Annotated in this window: 22 protein-coding genes; 15 read left to right on the forward strand and 7 right to left on the reverse strand. The window is 46.4% G+C overall.

All coding sequences use genetic code 11. The features are described 5' to 3' along the window. Positions 1 to 57 precede the first annotated feature (57 nt). Positions 58 to 306, reverse strand: a complete 249-nt coding sequence (locus ACMXYN_RS00930; protein WP_415883115.1) for a YfhL family 4Fe-4S dicluster ferredoxin — start codon at positions 304 to 306, stop codon at positions 58 to 60. Between the two features lie 30 nt (positions 307 to 336). Continuing rightward, positions 337 to 816, reverse strand: coding sequence for a pantetheine-phosphate adenylyltransferase (gene coaD / locus ACMXYN_RS00935; protein WP_415883116.1), 480 nt, complete (start codon positions 814 to 816; stop codon positions 337 to 339). Positions 817 to 1,015: 199 nt separating this feature from the next. Here coaD and ACMXYN_RS00940 point away from each other — a divergent pair, with 199 nt between their 5' ends. Beyond that, the gene (locus ACMXYN_RS00940; RefSeq protein ID WP_415893083.1) at positions 1,016 to 2,269 is read left to right on the forward strand and encodes a M48 family metallopeptidase; all 1,254 of its coding nucleotides are present in this window, start codon (positions 1,016 to 1,018) and stop codon (positions 2,267 to 2,269) included. Between the two features lie 9 nt (positions 2,270 to 2,278). On the opposite strand, the gene rsmD is transcribed toward ACMXYN_RS00940, so the two are convergent. Both rsmD and ACMXYN_RS00950 read right to left on the reverse strand, forming a co-directional pair. Next, positions 2,279 to 2,893: a 16S rRNA (guanine(966)-N(2))-methyltransferase RsmD gene (gene rsmD, locus ACMXYN_RS00945; protein WP_415893084.1), complete on the reverse strand. Its 615-nt coding sequence runs from the start codon at positions 2,891 to 2,893 to the stop codon at positions 2,279 to 2,281. A 10-nt stretch (positions 2,894 to 2,903) separates the two neighbouring features. After that, positions 2,904 to 4,097, reverse strand: coding sequence for a hypothetical protein (locus ACMXYN_RS00950; RefSeq protein WP_415893085.1), 1,194 nt, complete (start codon positions 4,095 to 4,097; stop codon positions 2,904 to 2,906). 114 nt (positions 4,098 to 4,211) lie between these two features. Between ACMXYN_RS00950 and ACMXYN_RS00955 the strand changes: the two genes are divergently transcribed. The 10 genes from ACMXYN_RS00955 to ACMXYN_RS01000 all read left to right on the forward strand — a co-directional run bounded on the left by ACMXYN_RS00955 (position 4,212) and on the right by ACMXYN_RS01000 (position 13,591). Then, positions 4,212 to 4,346, forward strand: a complete 135-nt coding sequence (locus ACMXYN_RS00955; protein WP_415883120.1) for a hypothetical protein — start codon at positions 4,212 to 4,214, stop codon at positions 4,344 to 4,346. Positions 4,347 to 4,408: 62 nt separating this feature from the next. After that, positions 4,409 to 5,758 carry a signal recognition particle-docking protein FtsY gene (ftsY, locus tag ACMXYN_RS00960; RefSeq protein ID WP_415893086.1) on the forward strand — a complete coding sequence of 450 codons (1,350 nt, stop codon included), beginning with the start codon at positions 4,409 to 4,411 and terminating at the stop codon, positions 5,756 to 5,758. 19 nt (positions 5,759 to 5,777) lie between these two features. Then, positions 5,778 to 6,437: a cell division ATP-binding protein FtsE gene (gene ftsE, locus ACMXYN_RS00965; protein ID WP_415893087.1), complete on the forward strand. Its 660-nt coding sequence runs from the start codon at positions 5,778 to 5,780 to the stop codon at positions 6,435 to 6,437. Continuing rightward, positions 6,430 to 7,461, forward strand: coding sequence for a permease-like cell division protein FtsX (gene ftsX, locus ACMXYN_RS00970; RefSeq protein ID WP_415893088.1), 1,032 nt, complete (start codon positions 6,430 to 6,432; stop codon positions 7,459 to 7,461). Before ftsE ends, ftsX begins: the two co-directional genes overlap by 8 nt. A gap of 150 nt (positions 7,462 to 7,611) precedes the next feature. Next, a complete protein-coding gene (rpoH, locus tag ACMXYN_RS00975) occupies positions 7,612 to 8,466 on the forward strand; it encodes an RNA polymerase sigma factor RpoH (protein WP_415883124.1) in 855 nt (284 codons plus the stop codon). Positions 8,467 to 8,578: 112 nt separating this feature from the next. Beyond that, positions 8,579 to 8,959, forward strand: a complete 381-nt coding sequence (locus ACMXYN_RS00980; RefSeq protein ID WP_415893089.1) for a DUF423 domain-containing protein — start codon at positions 8,579 to 8,581, stop codon at positions 8,957 to 8,959. Between the two features lie 4 nt (positions 8,960 to 8,963). Beyond that, entirely contained in the window at positions 8,964 to 9,164 is a 201-nt protein-coding gene (gene thiS / locus ACMXYN_RS00985) for a sulfur carrier protein ThiS (RefSeq protein WP_415883126.1), read from the forward strand. A 59-nt stretch (positions 9,165 to 9,223) separates the two neighbouring features. Then, positions 9,224 to 10,018, forward strand: a complete 795-nt coding sequence (locus ACMXYN_RS00990; protein ID WP_415883127.1) for a thiazole synthase — start codon at positions 9,224 to 9,226, stop codon at positions 10,016 to 10,018. A 93-nt stretch (positions 10,019 to 10,111) separates the two neighbouring features. Continuing rightward, positions 10,112 to 10,843: a tRNA (guanosine(46)-N7)-methyltransferase TrmB gene (trmB, locus tag ACMXYN_RS00995; RefSeq protein WP_415889909.1), complete on the forward strand. Its 732-nt coding sequence runs from the start codon at positions 10,112 to 10,114 to the stop codon at positions 10,841 to 10,843. 240 nt (positions 10,844 to 11,083) lie between these two features. Then, the gene (locus ACMXYN_RS01000) at positions 11,084 to 13,591 is read left to right on the forward strand and encodes an EAL domain-containing protein (protein ID WP_415893090.1); all 2,508 of its coding nucleotides are present in this window, start codon (positions 11,084 to 11,086) and stop codon (positions 13,589 to 13,591) included. A 125-nt stretch (positions 13,592 to 13,716) separates the two neighbouring features. Here ACMXYN_RS01000 and putA read toward each other — a convergent pair whose 3' ends face one another. Both putA and putP read right to left on the reverse strand, forming a co-directional pair. Continuing rightward, the gene (gene putA, locus ACMXYN_RS01005) at positions 13,717 to 17,337 is read right to left on the reverse strand and encodes a bifunctional proline dehydrogenase/L-glutamate gamma-semialdehyde dehydrogenase PutA (RefSeq protein ID WP_415893091.1); all 3,621 of its coding nucleotides are present in this window, start codon (positions 17,335 to 17,337) and stop codon (positions 13,717 to 13,719) included. Between the two features lie 224 nt (positions 17,338 to 17,561). Beyond that, positions 17,562 to 19,028 carry a sodium/proline symporter PutP gene (gene putP, locus ACMXYN_RS01010; protein ID WP_415893092.1) on the reverse strand — a complete coding sequence of 489 codons (1,467 nt, stop codon included), beginning with the start codon at positions 19,026 to 19,028 and terminating at the stop codon, positions 17,562 to 17,564. 383 nt (positions 19,029 to 19,411) lie between these two features. Between putP and ACMXYN_RS01015 the strand changes: the two genes are divergently transcribed. After that, positions 19,412 to 19,873 carry an Lrp/AsnC family transcriptional regulator gene (locus ACMXYN_RS01015; RefSeq protein WP_415883132.1) on the forward strand — a complete coding sequence of 154 codons (462 nt, stop codon included), beginning with the start codon at positions 19,412 to 19,414 and terminating at the stop codon, positions 19,871 to 19,873. A gap of 73 nt (positions 19,874 to 19,946) precedes the next feature. Beyond that, on the forward strand, positions 19,947 to 20,354 hold the full coding sequence (locus ACMXYN_RS01020; protein WP_415893093.1) for a response regulator: 408 nt from the start codon (positions 19,947 to 19,949) through the stop codon (positions 20,352 to 20,354). Between the two features lie 34 nt (positions 20,355 to 20,388). Here the strand turns inward: ACMXYN_RS01020 and ACMXYN_RS01025 are convergent, their stop codons facing one another. Next, positions 20,389 to 20,856, reverse strand: a complete 468-nt coding sequence (locus ACMXYN_RS01025) for a Spy/CpxP family protein refolding chaperone (RefSeq protein ID WP_415893094.1) — start codon at positions 20,854 to 20,856, stop codon at positions 20,389 to 20,391. A gap of 188 nt (positions 20,857 to 21,044) precedes the next feature. Here ACMXYN_RS01025 and ACMXYN_RS01030 point away from each other — a divergent pair, with 188 nt between their 5' ends. Further along, positions 21,045 to 21,755, forward strand: a complete 711-nt coding sequence (locus ACMXYN_RS01030; protein ID WP_415893095.1) for a response regulator — start codon at positions 21,045 to 21,047, stop codon at positions 21,753 to 21,755. Further along, on the forward strand, positions 21,752 to 23,116 hold the full coding sequence (locus tag ACMXYN_RS01035; protein ID WP_415893096.1) for a sensor histidine kinase: 1,365 nt from the start codon (positions 21,752 to 21,754) through the stop codon (positions 23,114 to 23,116). The genes ACMXYN_RS01030 and ACMXYN_RS01035 overlap by 4 nt, the downstream gene beginning before the upstream one ends. Positions 23,117 to 23,118: the final 2 nt, after the last annotated feature.

Genomic DNA, 23,118 nt, shown 5'->3' on the forward strand with positions numbered 1-23,118 from the left:
GGCAATAAAAAAGCAGGCTTAAGGCCTGCTTTTTTGTAACTGTCTTAAAACTGGGGCTTATGAACCCGTTAGCTTCTGGTATTTCTCCATTAGCTGCGCTTCAGTTTCTTCGTGATCTGGATCTTTCGGAATACAGTCAACTGGGCAAACTTCAACACACTGAGGAGTATCGTAGTGACCTACACACTCAGTACATTTGGATGGTTCGATTTCATAGATTTCGTCACCCGGAGTGATGGCCTCGTTCGGACATTCCGGCTCACATACGTCACAGTTGATACATTCGTCAGTAATGATCAATGCCATGATGACTACCTCACTGTCATAAAAGTAAAATTACAGGCGCTGGTGCTCAAGCAGGGCCTTGGACACCGACGGATGAACAAATTTGCTGACATCACCGCCCAAGCTGGAGATCTCTCTGATCAGCGTGGAGGAAACGAAAGATAAATGTTCCGCTGGTGTTAAAAATATACTTTCTACGTTCGGTGCTAGATGTCGGTTCATCGCTGCGAGTTGGAACTCGTACTCAAAATCCGAAACTGCACGCAATCCACGTAGAATAATATTTGCGTTCTGTTGCTCTAGTAACTCTGCTAGTAGACAATCAAAGCCGACAATTTCAACATTGTCGAGGTGCGCAGTTACCTCGGCTACCAAAGCTACTCGAGTTTCTAATTCCAGTAGTGGTCGCTTCTTAGGGCTTTCGGCGATAGCAACAACAACTTTATCGAAAAGTTTAGATGCTCGCTCAATTAGATCCGAATGACCATTGGTGATTGGATCGAATGTTCCTGGGTATACGGCTGTATTCATATCAGGTTCACAGCAGTTGATGTCTAATTAGTGCCTATATTGTGCAGGCCTAATAAAATAGCAGTTTAGCAAGTGCGGCATATTATCTGAATTGCACGGGCGGTACAAATACTATAATGGAATGGTTTGATTTATATCGGTTATAAGAATTTTGTTTTTTATTACCAATAACTATATAGGTTTTAAGGGTATTACAAAGATGTCTTGGTTGCGTATTTTCGCTGTATTCGCGTTTGTTCTTGGGCTCGCAGGCTGTCAGACCTTACAAAAGGTAGATAGAGGGCTTTATCAAGTCGCTGAATCTGTCAGTGAAAAGGATAGAGTTACAGGCCAGCGTAGCTTGAGTATGGCGAATCGCTCTGCTCAGATTCAGCAGGGTAACGCCTATGTTGAAAAAATTATTGCCAATGAGAAGAAGCATAAAAGACCCGTAAATGCGGCAGTGAGTCGTAGCCAATACCTGCGCTTGGTGCGAATCTTTGATCGTATTCATCAGATCTCTCATCTTAAAAATGAGCGCTGGGAACCTATCCTGATCAAGCGCGATTCTTTTAACGCATTCACCACTGGGGGCACTTATATTGTCGTGCACTCTAAGTTGATGACGGACCTAAAAAGTGATGCAGAGGTGGCTGCGGTTGTTGCCCATGAGATCGCGCATACTGTGGCGAACCACGTGTATGAACGCCAGACACATGCTCAGATCAGTGCATTAGCGGGTTCGAATTCCGCGCGTCGTAGTGGTTACAAAGCTGCTTTTACTCATGAAAGTGAACGTGAGGCTGATCGCATTGGTATCTTGTACGCTGCATTAGCCGGGTATGATCCTCTAGCGGCTAGCCGTATTTGGCAAAGGAAGTATGCTGCGGAAGGTAATGCCCGAGCCCTTTTCCATCATGATCATCCTGTAAACGCCGAACGTTATAAAGAAGCTTATAAAGTCGGTAAGGCTGTAATGCCTTATTACCGCAAAGGCCATATTAACCCTCGCTCAGCTCAGTTGTTGGATAATAATGTGCTGTGGCGCAAAAATAGCAATGAGGTAGCCGCAGGTGACGGCGGTGGCGTTGCAGCTTTGCTCTCTACAGCACTCGGGGCCTATGTTCAGCACCAGGAAGCGAAAGTAGAGGAACGTCGTCAGCAGGATCAAGCGCGTTTTGTAAAAGCGGTACAGAACGGTTTGAAGTTAGAGTCATCCCGTAAAGCCGGTAACCATGTACTAGAAACTCGCTGGCGTTACGCAGTGCAAGGGCCGGTTCTTAAAGATATGGTGATGGGGATGTACCTTAAACGTAATGGCAAGATCGAGCGTTACGTTGATCACGTTAAAGGCTATATCAAACCTGGGCAGGTTTTTGCTGCCCGCTTTAAATTACCAAAAAATCTACATGTGAATGATCTGAAAAAATATAAAGCTAGCTTTTATCTAGACGACGTACAGCCAGCTTATTAACTTTACTGGCTAGCTATTACGCATATACAAACGGTAGGTCACTTGGCCTGCCGTTTTTTGTCTATGCTCATGCCAGTGACTAGGTACCTGTGGATGATGTAGTTCTGACTCGCTTTCAACGTAAATAAGAGCGTTTTCTGATAACAGGTTGTGCGCTTCCAGTAATTCGCAGCACGGCGCGATAAGATCTTGGCGGAAAGGCGGATCTAGGAACACAAGATCGTAGCGCTGCTCGCAATCAGTTTTTCGGCTTTGTAGCCACTCAAGCACATTGGCTTGAATAACTTCGGCATTCTGACACTTTAAAAACTGGATATTGTCTTTCAGCTTTCTGGATGTGGTTGGGTTCAGATCGATAAAAGTCATACTGGCAGCGCCGCGAGATAGCGCTTCCAGCCCAAGGGCTCCACTACCACTAAATAGGTCTAAGCATTGCGCGCCCGGCACTGAGGATTGAATCCAATTAAATAAGGTTTCTCTCACTCTGTCCGGTGTAGGGCGTAAACCATCGACGGCAAAAAACTCTATTTTTCGGCCACGCCATTCGCCACCAATAATACGTAGCTGCGAACGGGGGATATCTGTCTTATTCGCCTGTTTGCGAGGAGGGTTGCGACGGCCCATGGTCTTTCCTTTAAAGCGAGGGGGATTGAAGGATACTGATTTGTTTATCTGCCTGTAAGGCTTTGCGCGCTAGTTCGATCACTTGATCGGTATCTTGATCTAAAACCTGCTCCGCATAGGTCTCTAAAGTGTCTTCCGGCAAACGGTAGAACGCAATCAGATTAAGTGCCTGAACCTGGTTAGCGATATCGCGCATATTGCCATGCCATTGAGAAGCTAGGTTCTGTTGGCTTTTTTCTACCAGATCCTCAGTAATCATCTGACTTAACTGGGGCAATACTGGACCTGGATTTTGTAAGCCATCAATAATCAGGGCACGGTAACCGGTATCACTCAAAGCGGCCCAAAGCATACGGAAATTCAGATTGTACTGTGTTTGCTGTTGACTCAGCAGGTCTTGAAGTACTTGGGCACTTAACCTTTCTTGGACAAAATCTTTTGAGTCTCGCGCTGGAATGAGCGTACCAACCAATAAGCGGAAACGTTGATCCGTACTTTCACCTTGCTGGATAAATTGAGGGCTGGCTGTAATCAGCGCTGCGCTTTGATCGCTTTGCTGTTGTGGAAAGCTCTCTTGAACTGCTGAAACGAGATCTTCAGCCCCTTCACCGCTTAATGCAAAGCGAGGGTTTTGGAACATGACGTTAAAGCTGCGACTGAGGTTGCCCAAAACTGTCATGCGATTGCTTGGCTGTAAGTGCTCATAAAAGTGATTAATGATCTGCTGTTCGCTGTTTTGACCATCTAGATATTGGCGCGCCTGAATAGTTTTCAGTTGATCCTGCCAGCGGGCGCTCTCGACCGGTTGACTTAGCGCAGTCCAGATCGATTTCAGGTTAGGTAATTCTTGCGTTGATGACCAGCGAAGCGTAACTTCGATGCGGTCTTGGCGTGGCAGTACATGATAGCTATAAGTCGGGTTAGCCAGTGCATTTAAGCGCTGTTGTAAAATCTGACTTTGAAGCTGCTGCAGTTGGCGCTGAGTCGAGTTAAAAGCTGGGCGTGTAGGTAGCAGTAAAACCAGCGTAATAGGCTGGTCATCTAACTCCATCCAGCTGAGGCTTCTTGCCTCATTTGACTCGATGTCATGGTATTTGACTGCCCCAGGTCCCATAGATGAAAGGATCATAATGGCGATCAAACTGAACCATACGAGGCCGATCAAATATTTACGATTAAACAGGGGACGGTATTCATTTGTCATAAGGGTAGTCTCTGTACCAAATCACTGTGATAAGATACCAGACTTTGTGGGTGGACTGCTGGATTTTATTGGCCATTATCACCCAAATAATATGCCGTATGAGAACGGAAAATCATGCTGAGTTTACAAAAATGGTTTGTTACCGAAGGCTGGAATACTGATTACATCGCTTACGCAGGTGTTGTGATCACCGCATTAGTGCTTGCGGGAATCTATCGCTATTTGAGTAGCGACGACTCAGCTGAATAAATAAGTGCAGAATTATATCAACCAGTGGCCGATATCATTTGGCGGCTGTATGAGGAAGTTAAATGTTTAAGAAATTAAAATCCATGTTCGGTGGTAAGCCTGCAGAAGAAAAGAATCTGCAGACTCAGGAACAGGATGTTGAGAAGGTTGAAGTTGAGGCCGCAGCGCCTGCGCCTGAACAGCCTGTTGCTGCTGAACCTGCCGCAGCCCCTCAAGAATCAGCGCCTGTAGCTGTTAAAGAAGAGGTACAGGAAGAAGTTCAGGCTGAACAATCAGTAACAGATACAGTCGTTGAAACTGTGGTTGAATCTGCTGAAGTCGTTGAACCTGCACAAGAATTACAACCAGCGGAAGAAGCGCCGCAAACTGTTGTGGAAGCTGAGCCAGAAGCGCCAGCAGCAGAGCCCGTAGCTGAAGTGGCTGACGCACCTCAGGTTGAGCCGGAAGCGCAAGTTCTTACGCCTGTAGAAGAGCCTGTTGAAGAGAAACAAGAGAAAAAAGGTTTCTTCTCACGTATTAAGTCTGGTTTGAGCAAGACCAAGGCGAACCTAACGGAGCAGTTGGGTAATCTTTTTCTTGGTGCGAAAGAGATCGATGATGATCTGTTAGAAGAGATCGAAACCCTTCTATTGATGGCTGATGTTGGTGTTGAAGCGACATCTGACATTATCCAGCGTCTAACCGATAAGGTAGAACGTAAACAGCTAGGCGATGCGCAAGCATTACAAGAGGCGCTTAAAGAGGAACTTGCGAGCCTGCTACACCGCTCTGAAGAGCCGCTAAAAGTAGAATGTAATAACAAGCCTTACGTTATCCTGATGGTAGGGGTAAACGGCGTAGGTAAAACAACTACGATTGGTAAGTTGGCGAAACGCTTCCAGAGCGAAGGTAAGTCAGTGATGTTAGCTGCAGGTGATACGTTCCGTGCGGCGGCTGTTGAGCAGTTGCAGGTATGGGGTGAGCGCAACGATGTTCCTGTTGTGGCACAGCACACCGGTGCTGATTCTGCATCTGTTATTTACGATGCGGTGCAATCTGCTCAGGCTAAAGGCGTTGACGTATTGATCGCTGATACCGCAGGTCGTCTGCAGAATAAAGACAACCTAATGCAAGAGCTGGAAAAAGTTGTTCGTGTAACACAGAAGCTTTCTCCAGAAGCGCCACATGAAGTGATGTTGGTCCTTGATGCCGGTACTGGTCAGAATGCATTGAGCCAAGCGAAGATCTTTAAAGACAGTGTTGGCGTGACAGGTATCTCTCTAACTAAGCTAGATGGTACTGCCAAAGGTGGTGTGATCTTCGCTATCGCTAAACAGATGGATCTGCCGATCCGCTTTATTGGTGTTGGCGAGCAGATTGATGATCTTCGCCCATTCAAATCTCAGGAATTTGTAGACGCGCTATTTGATTAAGTCGTGAAAGGAATTCCGCATGATTCAGTTTGAGAATGTAAGCAAACGTTACCCTGAAGGGCACGATGCGCTTAGAGACGTAAACTTTATGCTGCAACGTGGCGAGATGGCGTTTCTAACCGGTCATTCGGGCGCAGGTAAAAGTACGTTACTCAAACTGATCATGTTGATGGAGCGCCCTACGCGAGGCAGCGTTTCTATTGCTCAACAGGACTTGGCACAGTTTAGCCGCGAAGATATTCCCTACCACCGCCGCCGTATTGGTGTGGTATTCCAGAACCATCAGCTTCTCTTTGATCGCACTGTATTTGAAAATGTCGCGTTGCCACTACATATCTCCGGTTACGATGAGGAAGATACTGGGCGACGTGTAAGAGCAGCCTTGGATAAGGTGGGCTTGCTGCACAAAGAAAAGTTTAATCCGATTGCCTTGTCTACCGGTGAGCAGCAGCGTATAGGTATCGCCCGTGCAATCGTGCACAAACCTCAATTGCTGCTGGCCGATGAGCCGACCGGTAACCTCGACCCGACGCTATCTGCTGAGATCATGAGTCTGTTTATGGAGTTTAATCGCCATGGCACGACAGTTTTGATCGCCAGTCACGATTTGGCCTTGATCTCGCGTATGGGGCATCGCACCTTGATTTTGGATCAGGGGAGGTTGCTACGCGATGGCTAATCGAGAACCAAAAAGACGCGGAGCCGTTCGACAAGAACGACCTGTAGACGCTGCAGCTCCGGCACCTTCCCAATCTAAAGGTGCTGCTCGTCATAAGATCGACTTTGTTGCTCAGGCAAAAAGCTGGCTACGTCATAATAAAAAGACGGCGCAAGATTCACTGAAGCGCTTAAAAGCGACGCCTTTACCGAGTTTAATGACGTTGGCTGTATTGGCGATCGCCTTAGCGTTGCCGGGCGTTATGTTCGTTGGTTTGAAGAATATTAATCATCTGAGCGGCCAGTGGCAGGGCGATCCGCGCATCTCTATCTATCTGAAAACCTCGGTTGCTGATGAAGCTGCCGAACGCTTTAGCCAAAACATGCTGCTGCGATCAGATCTGGCTGCTGTCGAGTTGGTGACCAAAGAGCAAGGCTTACTGGAGTTTCAGCGGATGTCGGAGTTTGCTGACATCTTAAGCTTTCTTGATAGCAATCCACTGCCTGCGGTTGTTGTGGTGCAGCCCATAGACAATCAGAAACAAGCGCTAATAAAGCTGCAACAGACTTTATCGGAAATGTCTGAAGTCGATGATGTGGTGTTAGATATGGTTTGGGTTGAGCGTTTAGCCTCGTTTGTTGAACTCGCCAACCGTGTTGTTCTGGTTCTGGGTGCTTTGTTGGCCTTGTCTGTTTTACTGGTGGTGGGTAATACCATCCGCCTGTCGATAGAAAACCGTAAAGATGAGATTCAGGTTGCAAAATTAGTCGGTGCGACCGACTCTTGGGTGAAGCGTCCCTTTATTTATACCGGTTTCTGGTTTGGTCTATTAGGGGCTGCCTTAGCATGGTTGTTTGTAATGATCAGTCTACTACTTCTGAATGAACCTGTTGGGCAGCTAGCAGCACTTTACCAGAGTGATTTTGAGCTTCAGGGCTTAGGCTTTTCAGATAGCCTTGTTCTGTTGTCGTCTGGAATCTTGCTTGGTTTAGTCGGTGCAAAACTCGCGGTAAGTCGTCACCTTCGCGACATTGAGCCGCAATAACTTGTCATTTAAACGTCATATTTGCGTTTTATCTTATTCCTCGTTATATTTTTCGGTCCCACTTTTTAGGAAGCGGGATTTTGTTGGAACTTTTGTACTATAAACAAGTCATATCTGCGGTGTTTAAAGCAGAATGATACGAGGTCATTAATGGGCACAAGCTTACAAGTTGTTGAAAACCTTTCTCCTGGTCAGAACCTGGATGCGTACGTACAGACTGTTACGGCGATTCCTGTGCTGAGCGTTGAAGAGGAACGTTCTCTGGCTGAGCGCCTACACTTTGATGGTGACGTAGAAGCTGCACGTCAGATGGTTATGTCTCACCTTCGTTTTGTTGTACATGTTGCTAAAACGTATTCTGGTTACGGTCTGCCTCTAGGCGATCTAATTCAGGAAGGTAACGTTGGCCTGATGAAGGCTGTTAAACGCTTTGACCCAACGATGGGTGTACGTCTGGTTTCTTTCGCCGTGCACTGGGTAAAAGCTGAGATGCATGAATTTATTCTGCGTAACTGGCGTATTGTGAAAGTTGCAACGACCAAAGCGCAGCGCAAGTTGTTCTTCAATCTGCGTTCGAAAAAGAAAGGCCTTGGTTGGATGACCAACGATGAGGTTGATCTAATCGCAGAAGATCTAGGCGTAGAAGCTAAAACAGTGCGTCAGATGGAAGGTCGTATGGCCTCTGTTGATACTGCGTTTGACGCGCCGGAAGGTGCTGATGATGAGCAAGCAGCTTGGGCGCCTGCTCACTACCTAGAAGATAAAAGCGCAGATCCATCGTTACAGGTGGAAGATGCTAACTGGGAACAGGATGCACAGCGTCGTTTAATGTCGGCGATGTCTGAGTTGGACGAGCGTAGTAAAGATATCTTGGCGCGCCGTTGGTTAACCGATGATAAAGCTACTTTGCACGAGCTAGCAGCAGAGTACGAAGTATCCGCTGAGCGTATTCGTCAGTTAGAAAAGAATGCGATGAAGAAGATTCGAGTCTCCATGGAAGCGTAATTCGTTTTCTGGAGTAAAAAAGCCGCTTTTGAGCGGTTTTTTTATGTCTGCAGTATTCGGCAAGGCCGTAGCAAATTCGGTATAATCCGAACTCGTTTTAACAGAGTTCATCATGAATACACATCCACTGCTTTTTATTGCGTCCATTTTCGGTTTTTTAGCCGTGGCTATCGGCGCATTTGGTGCACATGCAGTTAAAGGTTCGATCGAGCCTTCCCTTTATGTTGTGTATCAGACCGGTGTGGAATATCACTTTTATCACGCGCTGGCTTTGCTAGTTTTGGCATTCGCACCAGAGCGTTTAGACCTAAAGGTGATTAAGCGTGCCGCGATTGGATTTGTGATTGGGATTTTGTTGTTTTCAGGCAGCTTGTACCTAATGGCGTTAACTGGGATGCGGTCATTAGGTATGGTTACACCGTTAGGTGGAGTTGCGTTCCTTTGCGGGTGGGCGTTGCTGGGGTATGCAGCGTTGACTTCAGGTAGGAGATAGATAAATGCAGGTTCAGGTAAATGGTGAGATGCTGCAGTTGCAGGATGGTATCACCCTGACAAGTTTGGTTGAGCAGTTAGAGTTAGGCGAAAAGCGTATCGCGATTGAGCTTAATCTTGAAATTATTCCGCGCAGCCAGCATGCTGAGACGGTTTTAAAAGAATCAGATCGTGTTGAAATTGTTCATGCCATTGGTGGCGGTTAATTTCAGCATTTGATGCAGTACAGCCAGAGTAAATAATAACGAGCATTTGGAATTACACCATGTCCCTAGAAAATGATCCGCTAGTAATCGCAGGCCAATCTTTTAACTCTCGTCTGCTAATCGGAACAGGTAAATATAAAGATCTGGAAGAAACCCGTTTGGCGATTGAAGCAAGTGGTGCTGAAATCGTAACCGTGGCTGTACGTCGTACTAATATTGGTCAGAATCCAGATGAGCCAAATCTGTTGGATGTGATCTCTCCAGAGAAATACACAATCCTTCCGAACACGGCGGGCTGCTTTAACGCTGATGATGCGATCCGTACTTGTAAGTTGGCGCGTGAGCTGATGGATGGTCATGATCTGGTTAAGCTAGAAGTATTGGGCGACCAGAAAACTCTATATCCAAATGTTGTTGAAACAATCAAAGCCGCAGATGTGCTGGTACGTGATGGTTTCAAAGTAATGGTTTACACCAGTGATGACCCAATCGTAGCGAAAGAGCTAGAAGATCTAGGCTGTGTATCTATCATGCCATTAGGTTCTATGATCGGTTCTGGTTTGGGCATTCTTAACCCACATAACATCAATGTTATTATGGAAGATTGCAAAGTACCGGTATTGGTTGATGCCGGTGTAGGTACTGCGTCAGAAGCCGCGGTGGCGATGGAAATGGGTTGTGAAGCGGTATTGATGAACTCGGCTATTGCCGGTGCGCAAAACCCTATTTTAATGGCTTCAGCTATGCGTAAAGCGGTTGAAGCTGGACGTGAAGCATTCTTGGCGGGCCGTATGCCACGTAAGAAATACGCGAGTGCTTCTTCGCCAATGGAAGGAACCATTGTTGGTAAATAATCACCGCTAATTAACGGTGGTTTGGCTACACTTTCCGATACAGCCTGACGTCCCAATGTCAGGCTGTTTTGTTTTACTTAGTTAGGTCAGATGATGACAGAAGAAAATAACATCGAGCAGCAAAACCCTGAGCAGGCTTCTGAAGAGAAGCACATGCGTACTGTAAAAAGCTTTGTCTTACGTGCTGGACGTATGACCGAAGGTCAGCAGAAAGCTATGGAAGATGTATGGCCGCAAATGGGGCTTGAGCTGAAACAGGGGATGTTAGATCTAACTGAGGTGTTTAATCGCGATGCCCCGGTTGTACTTGAGATCGGTTTTGGTATGGGTGATTCATTGGTTGAGATGGCAAAAGATCAGCCAGAGAAAAACTACATTGGTATCGAAGTACACCGCCCAGGTGTAGGCCGTATTTTAAGCAATGCAGAGCGTGAAGGCTTAAGCAATATTCGCGTATTCTGCGATGATGCGATTGAAGTGTTGGCGCAGTGTATTCCTGATGGCAGTCTTGATTGCATTCAACTGTTCTTCCCTGATCCATGGCACAAAAAGCGTCACCACAAGCGACGTATCGTTCAGCCTGAATTTGCTCAGACGTTACGTAAGAAATTGAAAGTTGGTGGTGTATTCCATATGGCTACCGATTGGGAAAACTATGCAGAGCACATGATGGAAGTTATGAGCGCTGCAGAGGGTTATCAAAACGTTGCCGGGGAAGGTGAATACTCGCCGCAGCCGAAGTGGCGTCCAGTCACTAAATTCCAAAAGCGTGGTGAACGTTTAGGTCATGGTGTTTGGGATCTTATGTTTGAAAAGCTTAGCTAGTTAGGCTGATTTTCTTCCTTTCCGGGGAGGATGTTCTTTCCTCCCTGTTTAATTCTCCCTGTTTTATCCGTCTTAAATGTTCGTTTTTACTTGGGCCAAATTGGGGGGCTGTTTCGAGTTTTTTCTGTTTGTTTGACTCGGGTCAATATCATAGAACCTTATCATTCATGTGGTTTTATTGTTCGAATTTTATTCAGTAATATTGCTCATCTGAAATAAAACCGAGTTAGTAAGTTCGTAATGACCAGCATGCCATATCCCCAGAAACACCTTTTGGTGCGTCAAGTTGCGCAGCAACAGTTAGTCGTGTGTTCTGAAGATACTAAGGTATCTACGGCCGTAGGTTTAATGGCTAAACATTGCATAGGCTGTGTTGTTATTTGCGAAGGAAACCGGCCGGTTGGCATTGTTACTCGCAGGGATATTATGCGGATCACGGTGTCAGGGCAGGATTTAGAACAGATTGCTGTTTCTACCTGCATGTCTTCCCCTGTGAGCACGGTTTCTACAACAGCTACCATTGATGAAGCTGGTTTACGTTTTATTGCAGAAGGTTTTCGGCATTTAGTTGTTGTAGATGAAAGCCACAATATCTTCGGCATGCTTTCAGAGACTGATGTAGTTAACAGTCAGGGTGTGGAGCATGATCTATTTCTAAGATCTGTTTCTGAAATTATCAGCAAAGATGCGTTGATCATCCCTGAGCATGAAACGGTTCGTTTAGCAGTAGAGCGTTTGGAAACAACGGGTCATAGCGCTGCTTTAATCTGCAATGGTAAGGATATTGTTGGAATCCTCACCGAAAATGATCTGATGGTGAGTATGGCCGAGGGTGACTTGGACTTACCGCTTAAAGATTTTGCTTCCGCCAATTTGGTATCAGTTGAAGCTGACCTCAGTCTCTACAATGCTCGCAAAGTATTTCGTCAGCATAGTTTTCATCACCTCGGTGTTAAGCGCCATGATGGTGAAGTTATTGGTTTGATCTCTTATAGCGATATTCTACGTAATGTAGAGATGGATTATGTCTATCGCTTAAAAGAGTTATTGAATGAGCGTGATCAAGCGTTAGCCTTATCCCAGCATAACCTTAAGTTGGCGGATAAGGTCATGAATGCTTCTATGGAAGCGATCGTAGTGACCGATTTGGAAGCTAAAATCCAGCGGGTAAACCCAGCTTTCACGGAAATTACAGGATATGAAGAGTGGGAGGTTCTGGGTAAAAATACCAATATTTTAAGCTCGGGCCGTCATGATAAAACCTTCTATCAAGATATGTGGGCTTCGTTACAGAGTGACGGACAGTGGCAAGGTGAAATCTGGAATAAACGTAAAAACGGTACAGTTTATCCAGAGTGGCTTACTATAACTGCGGTGGAAAATGATGCAGGAGAAATTTGCCAATATGCGTCTATTTTTTCCGATCTGACAGAAATTAAGAAATCAGAAGCCCGTATTAAACGCTTGGCTTATTTTGATGAGCTAACCCGCCTTCCTAATCGTAAGTTGTTTAATGATCGTCTGAACTTATCGCTTGGTTATGCCCAAGAGCACAATCATCAAGTTGCTTTAGCCTTTTTAGATTTAGATTTTTTTCAGCGTGTAAATGATCGTTTTGGCCTTGAGGCAGGTGATCAGGTCTTGCGTGAAGTTGGCCGTAGAGTCGAGTCAATTCTAGAGGAGGGTGATACAGTTGCCCGCTTTGGGGGTGACTCTTTTAATATGATCCTCACTGATGTTGATGATAATACTGCGGTGAGTGAATTTTTAAATCGCCTTCTATCTACGATCAATCAACCGATACTGGTATCCGGTGCGGAGATCAATCTGACCGTCAGTGTTGGGGTGAGTTTCTTCCCTACGGATGCAACAGAACCTGAAGATCTGTTCCAGTGTGCCGAAGTAGCCGTTAAACAGGCGAAAGATTTTGGTCGCAATAGCTATCGATTCTTCTCATCTGAACAGCACCAGTTGGTGAAATCACGCTATCGTATGGCAAATGATCTGCACCGAGCTATCGAAGCAGAACAATTTGAACTGTATTACCAGCCCAAAGTAACAGCATCAGATCGCCAACTCGTTGGTGTAGAAGCGTTAATTCGTTGGAACCATCCTGAACAAGGCTTTATTCCCCCTGATGAATTTATTCCGCTTGCTGAGGATTTAGGTGTTATCGACCAGATCGGCTATTTCGTTTTGCGAGAGGCGGTTCGGCAGTGTTCTAGCTGGTGGAAGCTGGGGTATGAGGTTCCTGTCGCAATCAATGTATCCGCTAAGCAGATGCAGCGTCGAGATATAGCCGAAGAGATTTTAGAGGTTCTGGAAGAGTTCCAGTTGCCCTCTAGATTATTGTCGGTAGAGCTGACGGAAACCAGTTTCTTGCATTGCCTAGAAGAGACTCGCGTAGCTATCAATATATTGAGAACTGCAGGCGTACGGATTGCCATCGATGACTTTGGTACGGGTTATTCCAGTCTCAGCTATATCCGTAATATGTCTCTGGATGTGCTGAAAATAGACCGTAGTTTCTTGGTTAATATTGAGGACTCAGAAGTCGATTTAAGCATAGTGGCATCTATTATCGATATGAGTCAGGCCATAGGACTTGAAGTGGTTGCAGAAGGGATCGAAACGGAGACCCAGTTTGGTTTGCTGCGAGAGCTCAATTGTAACCAGATCCAGGGTTACCTAATTTCAAGGCCGATGCCCGCTGATACATTTGTCGATTGGTATCGAAGCCAAGCTTAAGAATTTATTTTTTAGAATGAAAAGCCCCCGGGGCTGAATGGCGGTAGCCCCGGGGTAAAGGTCTTCGAATTTTGCCCATGAATCAAAAAACGAAGTAAGTGGAAAGGTGCTTGCTGAAGCCGGTCTTAGCCGGCTGTAGCGATTAGGCTGGCATTACCGCCAGCGGCTGTAGTATCAATGCACAGATGGCGTTCCATGACGAAACGTTCTGGTTGATCCAGTTCTGTAATCAGTGGCAGCACCGCGCCCTCGCGAGCGGCGAGCGCCTGACGAATCTCTTTTAGGGCTTCAGTGCTGGCATTGCAGCAGATCGCAGCGAATCCATCAGCGTCTGTCATAGCATCCGCCGATAACTGCCCCACCATACCTTGCACAGGCAATTCAGCATCAGTGCACTGTTTCAGAAGATCAGCGATACCTTGAGCAATAATGACTACCGCATTGCCCTGCATTAGCGCTGTCGCAGCTTGATTCTTAGCGCTTTCTGCATCGGGACCTAGACAAAGTACAATGCCACGTCCAGTTTCGGATAGAAGGTTTAACTCCCCTGTTGGCCCTGGCATCTCTGTAGCTTCAGAGCTATGGCCTTGCAGTTTAAATGCCTGCTCAGCAAAGACGTTAGCAAGTTGTCCCTCAGAAACCTTCGCTTCACTAGAAGCTGTTTGACCCAGTTGTTGGATCATCTTGTGCAGTGTTTCAGAGTTAATTGTCTGGCCTGTTGGTGCTTCTGTACTATTGTTAGTGTTTGATCGAGTGAAGCGTTTTACGTAGTGTGGACCACCCGCTTTAGGGCCAGTACCGGATAGGCCTTCACCGCCGAATGGTTGTGAGCCGACAATGGCACCAATCTGGTTACGGTTAACGTAGATGTTGCCTACCTTAACTTGGTTGATAATGCGCTCTACACGGTTATCCACGCGGGTGTGTAGGCCAAAGGTTAAACCGTAGCCTTTGTTGTTGATCGACTCGACAACTTGATCCAGATCTTTTGCTGCAAAAGTTGCGATATGTAGAACAGGGCCGAAGATCTCTTCATCAATCTCCTCAATACCATTAACTTTCAGTACTGCAGGCGCGACAAATGTACCGCCGGCTGGTGTATTTAGCTTTTTCAGCATCTGCCCTTTAGCGGCAAATTTTGCACAGTGCTCATCAATCTTAGCTTTAGCGTTGCTATCGATAACCGGACCAACATCGGTGCTTAGAAGCCAAGGGTTACCAAGGCGTAGTTCGTCCATTGCGCCAAACAGCATCTCTAGTAGGTTATCAGCAATATCTTCTTGGACATAAAGCACTCGAAGAGCAGAACAGCGCTGACCTGCACTCTGGAACGAGGACATCAGTACATCGCGTACCACCTGTTCTGGTAGAGCTGTGGAATCAACGATCATCGCGTTCATACCACCGGTTTCTGCCACTAGGGGTGCATCCGGTGCCATGTTTTCCGCCATCACTTTGTTGATGCGCTGTGCAGTTAAGGTCGAGCCTGTAAAGCACACTGCAGCGATGCGTGGATCAGAGGTCAGCGGCGCGCCGACATTGATCCCCGAGCCCGGTAACAGTTGGATAACATCTTCAGGGATACCTGCTTCATGCATCAAAGCAACAGCGCGGGCAGCTATTAGAGGTGTTTGGTCAGCAGGCTTAGCGATGACGCTATTACCTGATGCGATACCTGCTAAAACCTGACCGGAAAAAATAGCTAAAGGGAAGTTCCACGGGGAGATACAGGTGATCACGCCGCGTGCTTCACTGTTTGCGTGTTTCTCAGATTCATTTGCATAGTAACGGGCAAAGTCGACCGCTTCTCGAATCTCGCCAACAGCATCAAGTAGTGTTTTACCCGCTTCACGGCCCGCCAGAGCAAATAGCTCAGGCGCATTGGCTTCAAATAGATCAGCTACACGGCGAAGGCAAGCGGCGCGCTCGCTAGCGTCAGTTTTTGACCAACGCTGGAAGCCTAGCTCTGCAGATACGATCGCACTTTCAATATCTTCAGCGTTCGCTTCAGTAACTAGACCTACAATATCTTCTGGGTTGGCAGGGTTACGAATTTCAGCCGTTTCAGAGCTGCTTGCATTGCCTGCAATCATTGGTTTCGCGTGCCATTGCGTGTTCTGGAAGGCCTCGCGAGCTGGTTCCAACTGTTCTAGGGTCACATGGTCTGTGATATCCCAGCCTTTGGCATTCAAGCGCTTTTCACCAAAAATCATGGCTGGTTTGGCAATCATGTTGTTGCTGATTGCGTTATGACTTTCCAACACTTGGGTAAATGGATCGGTTGCGATCTCTTCAGGTGTAATGCGCTTATCGACAATTTGGTTTACAAAGGAGCTGTTTGCGCCGTTCTCTAGCAAACGACGAACAAGGTAAGCCAGCAGATCGCGGTGTGCACCTACAGGCGCATAGATACGGCAGCGAGTATTGTTCGATTTCAGCACGGTGTCGTGCAGTGATTCGCCCATACCGTGTAGACGCTGAAACTCAAAGTTATCCACATCGTGTTTTTTCGCCATGAACAGAATTGCAGCCGCTGAATGGGCATTATGCGTAGCGAACTGTGGATAGATGCGATCTGTCATCTGCATCAGTTTTTCTGCACAGCACATGTAAGACAGGTCAGAATTAACTTTACGGGTAAATACAGGGAAGCCATCCAGGCCTAGCACTTGAGCGCGTTTGATCTCTGCATCCCAGTAAGCACCTTTAACTAAGCGCACCATGATACGGCGATCAAGACGCTCAGCGGTTGCATACAGCCAGTCCAGAACATGCGCGGCACGCGGCCCAAAAGCTTGTACCACAATACCGAAGCCATCCCAGTCTGCTAGGCGCTCATCTGCCAGAACCGCTTCGATCACATCAAGTGAAAGGTCGAGACGATCGGCTTCTTCGGCATCAATATTGAAGCCCATATTGGCATCTTTTGCCTGCAAAGCTAGGGTCAGGGTCCGCTCTACCAATTCCTGCATAACACGGGCTTTTTGGCCAACTTCATAGCGGGCATGCAGAGCAGATAGTTTTACAGAAATGCCTGGGTTAAGACGGATATCTTTGCTTTCACAAGCAGATGTCAGTTCACTGATCGCTTGTGAGTAAGCTTGGTGGTAACGGATTGCATCGGCATCAGTTCGGGCTGCTTCACCGAGCATATCGTAGGAGTAGCTATAGCCTTGTTTCTCAAGCTTTGTTGCACGTTTCGTTGCTTCGTTGATGTCGCGACCAAGTACAAACTGGCGGCCTAGTTCTTTCATCGCTTGGGCAACGGCGGTACGTACAACAGGCTCACCCAGGCGTTTAATCATGCCTTTAACAGTGGAGCCGATGCTCTTCTTTTCATCTTCTTTAAGTAGCTTACCCGTGATGAGTAGCGCCCAAGTTGAGCTGTTTACTAATGAAGATGCCGATTGGCCTAAGTGGCCTTTCCAGTTACCGGATACCACTTTATCTTCAATTAAAGCATCGATAGTCAGGCTGTCTGGTACACGAAGTAGTGCTTCTGCCAAACACATCAGCGCAACACCCTCTTTGGTGGTCAGGCCGTATTCGGCAAGGAATTTTTCCATCATGGAAGGGGAGCTTTCAGATCGAACTTTGCGTACCAGATCTGCAGCATTGGCTGAAATAGCGCTACGCTCTGTTTCGCTTAAACCTGAGTTATTAATCAAACCGTTGATAACGGCTGCTTCGTCTGCCAGATAGTTATTACGAATAGCTGTACGGCATTGTTCGATTGTGATGCTCATAATCTTCCACCTCTTAAATTTATCGGGCTATTTTACAAGCGCTCAAATAGTCGATTTATCTATAAAAGTAGTTATCGAGGTTTATTTCTCTTTATTTTGTGTTTTGTTTGGATAACTTGATATTATTTTGTTTGTTTTGTGAGCTTTTGTTCTTTTTTGTGATGGGTATAAAAAAGCCCCAACTGCAAAGCAGTTAGGGCTTTTAAAAATCTGTTTTCTATTCGTTAGCTTTTGATTTCAGCTTCTACATCGTCAAAGCGTTGCTGAATAGCTTTTGATGGCGCTGGTGTCACTTTGGATACCGCGATAATGGCGATGAAGGCAAAGATGATACCTGGGATGATCTCGTATAGATCAAACCAACCGCCAGATAGCTGCTTCCACACAACCACAGTTACACCACCAGTGATGATACCTGCAAGCGCACCGCCTTTGGTCATCTGCTTCCAGTACAGGGACATAATTAGCGCTGGGCCAAATGCTGCACCGAAACCTGCCCACGCGTAAGATACAAGCTCTAGAACTTTGGAGTCTTTATCCATCGCTAGGAATGTTGCGATCAGCGCGATAACGATTACCGCAATACGACCAACGCGAACCAACTGTTCTTGGGTAGCGTCTTTGTTGAATAGTGCTTTGTAGAAATCTTCAGCCAGAGCAGAAGAAGACACAAGTAGCTGAGAATCGGCTGTACTCATTACAGCAGCAAGGATAGCCGCCAGTAGAATACCTGCAATTACAGGGTGGAATAGTGCATCTACCATCACCATAAATACAGTTTCATTATCGCCCAAACCGTCTGGTAGATAGCCTATAGCGGCCAAACCAATGAGGCAGGCACCTGTCATAGAGATTGCACTCCAGATAACTGCGATACGACGTGCAGCAGGAACCGCGTCTTTAGATTTGATACCTTTGAAACGCGCAAGGATATGCGGCTGCCCGAAGTACCCAAGACCCCAGCCCAATAGAGATAGCGTACCGATTAGCGTGATGCTCTTACCATCCGCATCGGTAAACATATTCAATAGCTCAGGATTTTTCGCTTCGACTGCTGCCAGAGTGCCGCTCAAACCACCGATTTCACCCATCGCGATCAACGGTACTAAGATCAAAGCACCAACCATCAGTAGGCCCTGAACTACGTCTGTCCAAGATACCGCTAGGAAACCACCAAATAGGGTGTAAGAGATAACGGCTGCAGCACCGACAAGAACTGCGATGGTGTAATCAAAACCGAATACAGTTTCAAATAGCTTACCACCCGCTACTAGACCAGAACTGGTGTAGAACAGGAAGAAAACCAATACAAATACGGCAGAAATAACGCGTAAGCTGTGGCTGTGATCTTCAAAACGTTTTTCGAAAAACGCAGGTAGTGTTAGTGCATCATCAGCACGTTGTGAGTAAACACGTAGGCGCTGAGCGACCAGCAGCCAGTTTAGCCAAGTGCCCACTAGGAGACCGCCTGCCAACCAGAAAGAGCCATAACCGGCCGCCATTGCGTAACCAGGAAGGCCCATCAACAGCCAGCCACTCATATCTGATGCGCCAGCACTCAACGCACTTGGGATCGGCCCTAGATTACGTCCACCAAGCACGTAATCAGACAGATCCTGAGTGCGACGATAGGCAACAATACCAATTGCCAGCATCAGCATCAGATATAGGATAAATGTCAGGGTTACCATCTAAGAAACCTCTTTGTCATAGTTTATGCTTATTATCGTTCCATCCTCTGTTACACCTTCCTGCGCTAGCTATGCTGCAGACTTTTCTACCTTCATTGGTTGCGAAAAAGACAGTAGTTAAGCTTGGGTATAACGACCGGAAAGCTTACCGGTATTCCATTGGTTAAATGCTCTAAAGTTGGCTGTTTTCTAGGCAATTGGTCTTTATTTGTTCGCTTATTCGGATGATTGTTCTAATTTGATGGTTTTTTGCCTAGATAAACGCGCTGTATAGCTCTTTTTCATCTATAAGAAAGAGTAGTCAACTTGTTATGGGGAGTCGAATTCACTATATTTTCGCCACAATTTTGGACGTTTTGACTTTAAGCTTCTGGAGCGCCGTCATGGAAAATTTAGATAAACTCGATATGGCGATTTTGCGCGAACTGCAAAAGAATGCACGTATTACGGTTACGGAATTGGCTTCGCGTGTTGGCCTTTCGAAAACACCTTGCCAAGTGCGAATGAAACGCTTGGAAGAGCTGGGTTATATCATGGGTTATACCACCCTGATCGATCAGAAGAAGCTTGGTTCTAAACATATCGCCTTTGTTCAAGTGACGATGCTAGATACCAAAACCAAAGCGCTGCAAGCCTTTAATGAAGCGGTACGCGCCATCCCTGAAATTGAACAGTGCCATATGATTGCAGCTAATTTTGATTACCTGTTAAAAGTGCGTACGTCCGATATCGAAAGCTATAGAGAAGTACTTGGGGAAAAGATTTCCAACCTGCCATTTGTGAAGCAAACCAGCACCTTTGTTGTGATGGAAGATGTGAAGGATGTGGCTTCTAAGCTGATTTGATTAGGTATCTTTTCTATTCAAAAAACTCTGCTAGATTTAGTAGTAATGTATTGAATTGAAATGGATATTCACTATGGTCGAACAAGTTTCCGTTAACGAACAAGCGAAGATTCTTCTGGTCGATGATATTGGTAGTATGCGGGCATTACTGGTAGCTATATTGCGGGAGCTTGGTTATCGAGATATTACCCAAGCGGCCAGTGGTGAAGAGGCTTGTCAATTGACTCAAACTCACGCCTACGACGTGATTTTGTGTGACTGGGAGATGCCAGGGATGGGGGGACTTGAAGTACTTAACAAAGTGCGAGAATCGTTCGATGCCGACGAGTTACCATTCATAATGGTAACGGCTGAGGATGAAACATCGATGGTGAAACAAGCGATCTCTCAAGGCGTTTCTGACTATATTATTAAGCCTTTCAGCGCCGGCTCTCTACGTGAAAAAATTGACAGAGTTACTGCAGTGAAGGCTGACGAGTAACACTGTCAATTACAGCTTAACTTTTGTTCCACTATTAGTGGCACTGCTTACCTTTACGATGTTCTGATTTATGTTTCATCCATTTTTGGGGTGCTTCACTTTTTAACTGTGCGAATTTGGCTTCCTGTTCGGGGGTAAGAATCTCGTACAGTTCTTCCTGATGTTTGGCTTTGGCCATAATCATCGCTTTAGTTTGCTCCTGCGCTTTTAACACTAAGCTGTTGAGCTGCAACTGATAGTCTTTTGATGCTGGATCTAGTTGCATCAGTTGTTGGCGAATATCTCGTTTAGCTTGGTGTTGATCCTTCATGCCCGCTCTTTTCTGCTGCATATTCTCTTTCAGTGCAGCCTGTTGGCTGTTAGTTAATCCCAGTTCTTCAGAAAGATACTGCAGGCGTTTCTCCATCTTAGCGCCGTGATCTTTAGTGTAAGCATGTGCAACGCCTAAACTAGAAACAGTTAACACGGCAGCTGCGATTCCAGTCATGAGTTTACGGTTCATGTTCTTTGCTCCTAGGCTGTTTAGTTGATGGAATAAAGTTTGGCTTTTGTAAGCGCAAAGATGGGTTTCGGCAGTGTAAAGTTGGGTAAATCTAACAATTGGGCGATCTATTTTGGCGTTAAAAGGATTATTATTTTTAGTAGATAAGTAGCGAAATTAGGCGGCCGAGGCCGAGTGCGGGATAAAGTATGAGAGATAAGCAGCGATTATTACTGGTGGATGACGATGTGGAACTGTGCGAGTTGTTATCCGATTATCTCGAACATGAGGGCTTTGCGGTTGAGTTTGCTCACAATGCAGATGAAGCTTGCGCGCAGTTAAAACGTGCGGATCGTTACGCCTTGATGGTGTTAGATGTCATGATGCCGGGTAAGTCAGGCTTAGAGCTGCTACAGCAAATTCGACCTGTAGTGACCTTACCCGTGATTATGCTGACGGGGCGGGGCGAAGAGATTGATCGCATTCTGGGGTTAGAGATGGGGGCGGATGACTATCTAAGCAAACCCTGTAACCCACGTGAACTGCTTGCACGAATTCGTGCGGTACTACGTCGCTCGGAACCGAAAACACAAACCACCCTTTTCCCAGATATGAATGTTGAGATGGGTGGCGTCCAGCTTGACCCTGGTTTGCGTGAAGTCCGGATCAAGGGTGAGTTATTGGAGCTTACGGGGACGGAGTTTAACGTGCTTGCTTATCTGATCGCGAATGCTGGAAATGTATTGGATAAAGAGCAATTAACCGAGCTGGTTTTGCATCGAAAACTGGCGGCATTTGATCGTGCCATCGATGTTCATGTCAGCCGTGTTCGTCAGAAGTTAGCGAAAGCGCTGCCAGAGAAAGAGCTAATTAAAACTGTACGCGGTGTTGGCTATCAGTTTATTAAGGATCTGGTATGAAGTGGTATAAACGACTGTTTTGGAAAGTTTTTGCCGCGATCTGGTGTGTAAGCTTTTCGGTACTGTTAGCGACTATCTGTGTTGTCAGCACCATTACAGAAGAAGATCGATTCAAAGAGGTGATCACAGCAAAAGCTGAGGGTTATGCAGAGTTGATGATCGAGCGTTATGAGCGCATGGGGCATACCACGATTCCACCACTTAGACTTAAACACCTGAAGGGTTCACATCGAGATAAAGATATAGGTCTACCGCCGCCCAAACATCACAAAGAGCGTACACCTCATTGGAAACGTTTTATCTGGCGCAGTGTAACTAAGCGAGTCCATATAACCGATCTGACCACGCAGAAGCAGGTGGTTGACCTGCCCAGCTTTAAGCAAGATTCCGAAGATAGCTACCGCTTTAATCTCGAGTCAGAGCAGGGTCGTCAGTATGAAGTTTTAGTCGATCTGAGTTGGGAGCGTTCTCCCTATGCAGATCTAGTGAATCGGATCCTATCGGTGCAAATGGTACTGATTTTATTAGTGTCTTCTTTAGGTGCTTTGATTGTATCTGCGATTATTGCGCGGCCATTAATTTTGCTGCGCGAGCACACTCAGGCAATCTACCGTGGAGAGTTGGATACTCGTACGGATGAGAAGCTACGCAAACGTGGTGATGAGCTGGGGGAGCTTGCCCGTGACTTTGACCGCATGGCAGATTATGTCCAACAAACCCTGACCTCTCATCAACATCTGATGTGCGATGTATCCCATGAGTTAAGAGCGCCGCTAGCAAGATTGCAGGCAGCAGCGGGCATTGCTGAGCAACGCTTGGGAGAAGGGGATAAAACTGTTCAACGAATCATTCATGAGTGTCAGCGTTTAGATCAATTAATCGGCGAGATCTTGTCTTTATCCCGTTTGGAACAGATGGAAGTTAAAGGCGAAAAAACTAAGCTTAGCGATGTGCTGCAAGAGTTGCTCGATGATGCCCGTTTTAGTCAGCAATCACGTGAGTTTGAACTCCGTATGGAATCCGATTGTGAAGTGGAATTGAATGCGCCTTTGTTGCTACGAGCGCTGAATAATATTTTGGGGAATGCCTGCAAGCATACCCCGCAATCAGCACCGATAGAGTTGAGTGTTCATAAAGGTGAACATTGTGAAATTCGTATTCGTGACCATGGTGAAGGTGTGCCAGCAGAGCAGTTAGAAAAACTCTGCGAACCGTTCTTCCGGGGTAACAGTAAATCCGAAGGCTATGGCTTAGGGTTAAGTATCGCGCAACGGGCGGTACAACGTTTAGGTGGTGAACTCAGTCTATCAAACCATCCGGAGGGCGGATTGGAAGCGCGCATTCTGTTGCCTTGCGCCTAAAA

The sequence above is a fragment of the Neptuniibacter sp. PT8_73 genome (genome assembly GCF_047778045.1).
Classification (GTDB): domain Bacteria; phylum Pseudomonadota; class Gammaproteobacteria; order Pseudomonadales; family Balneatricaceae; genus Neptuniibacter.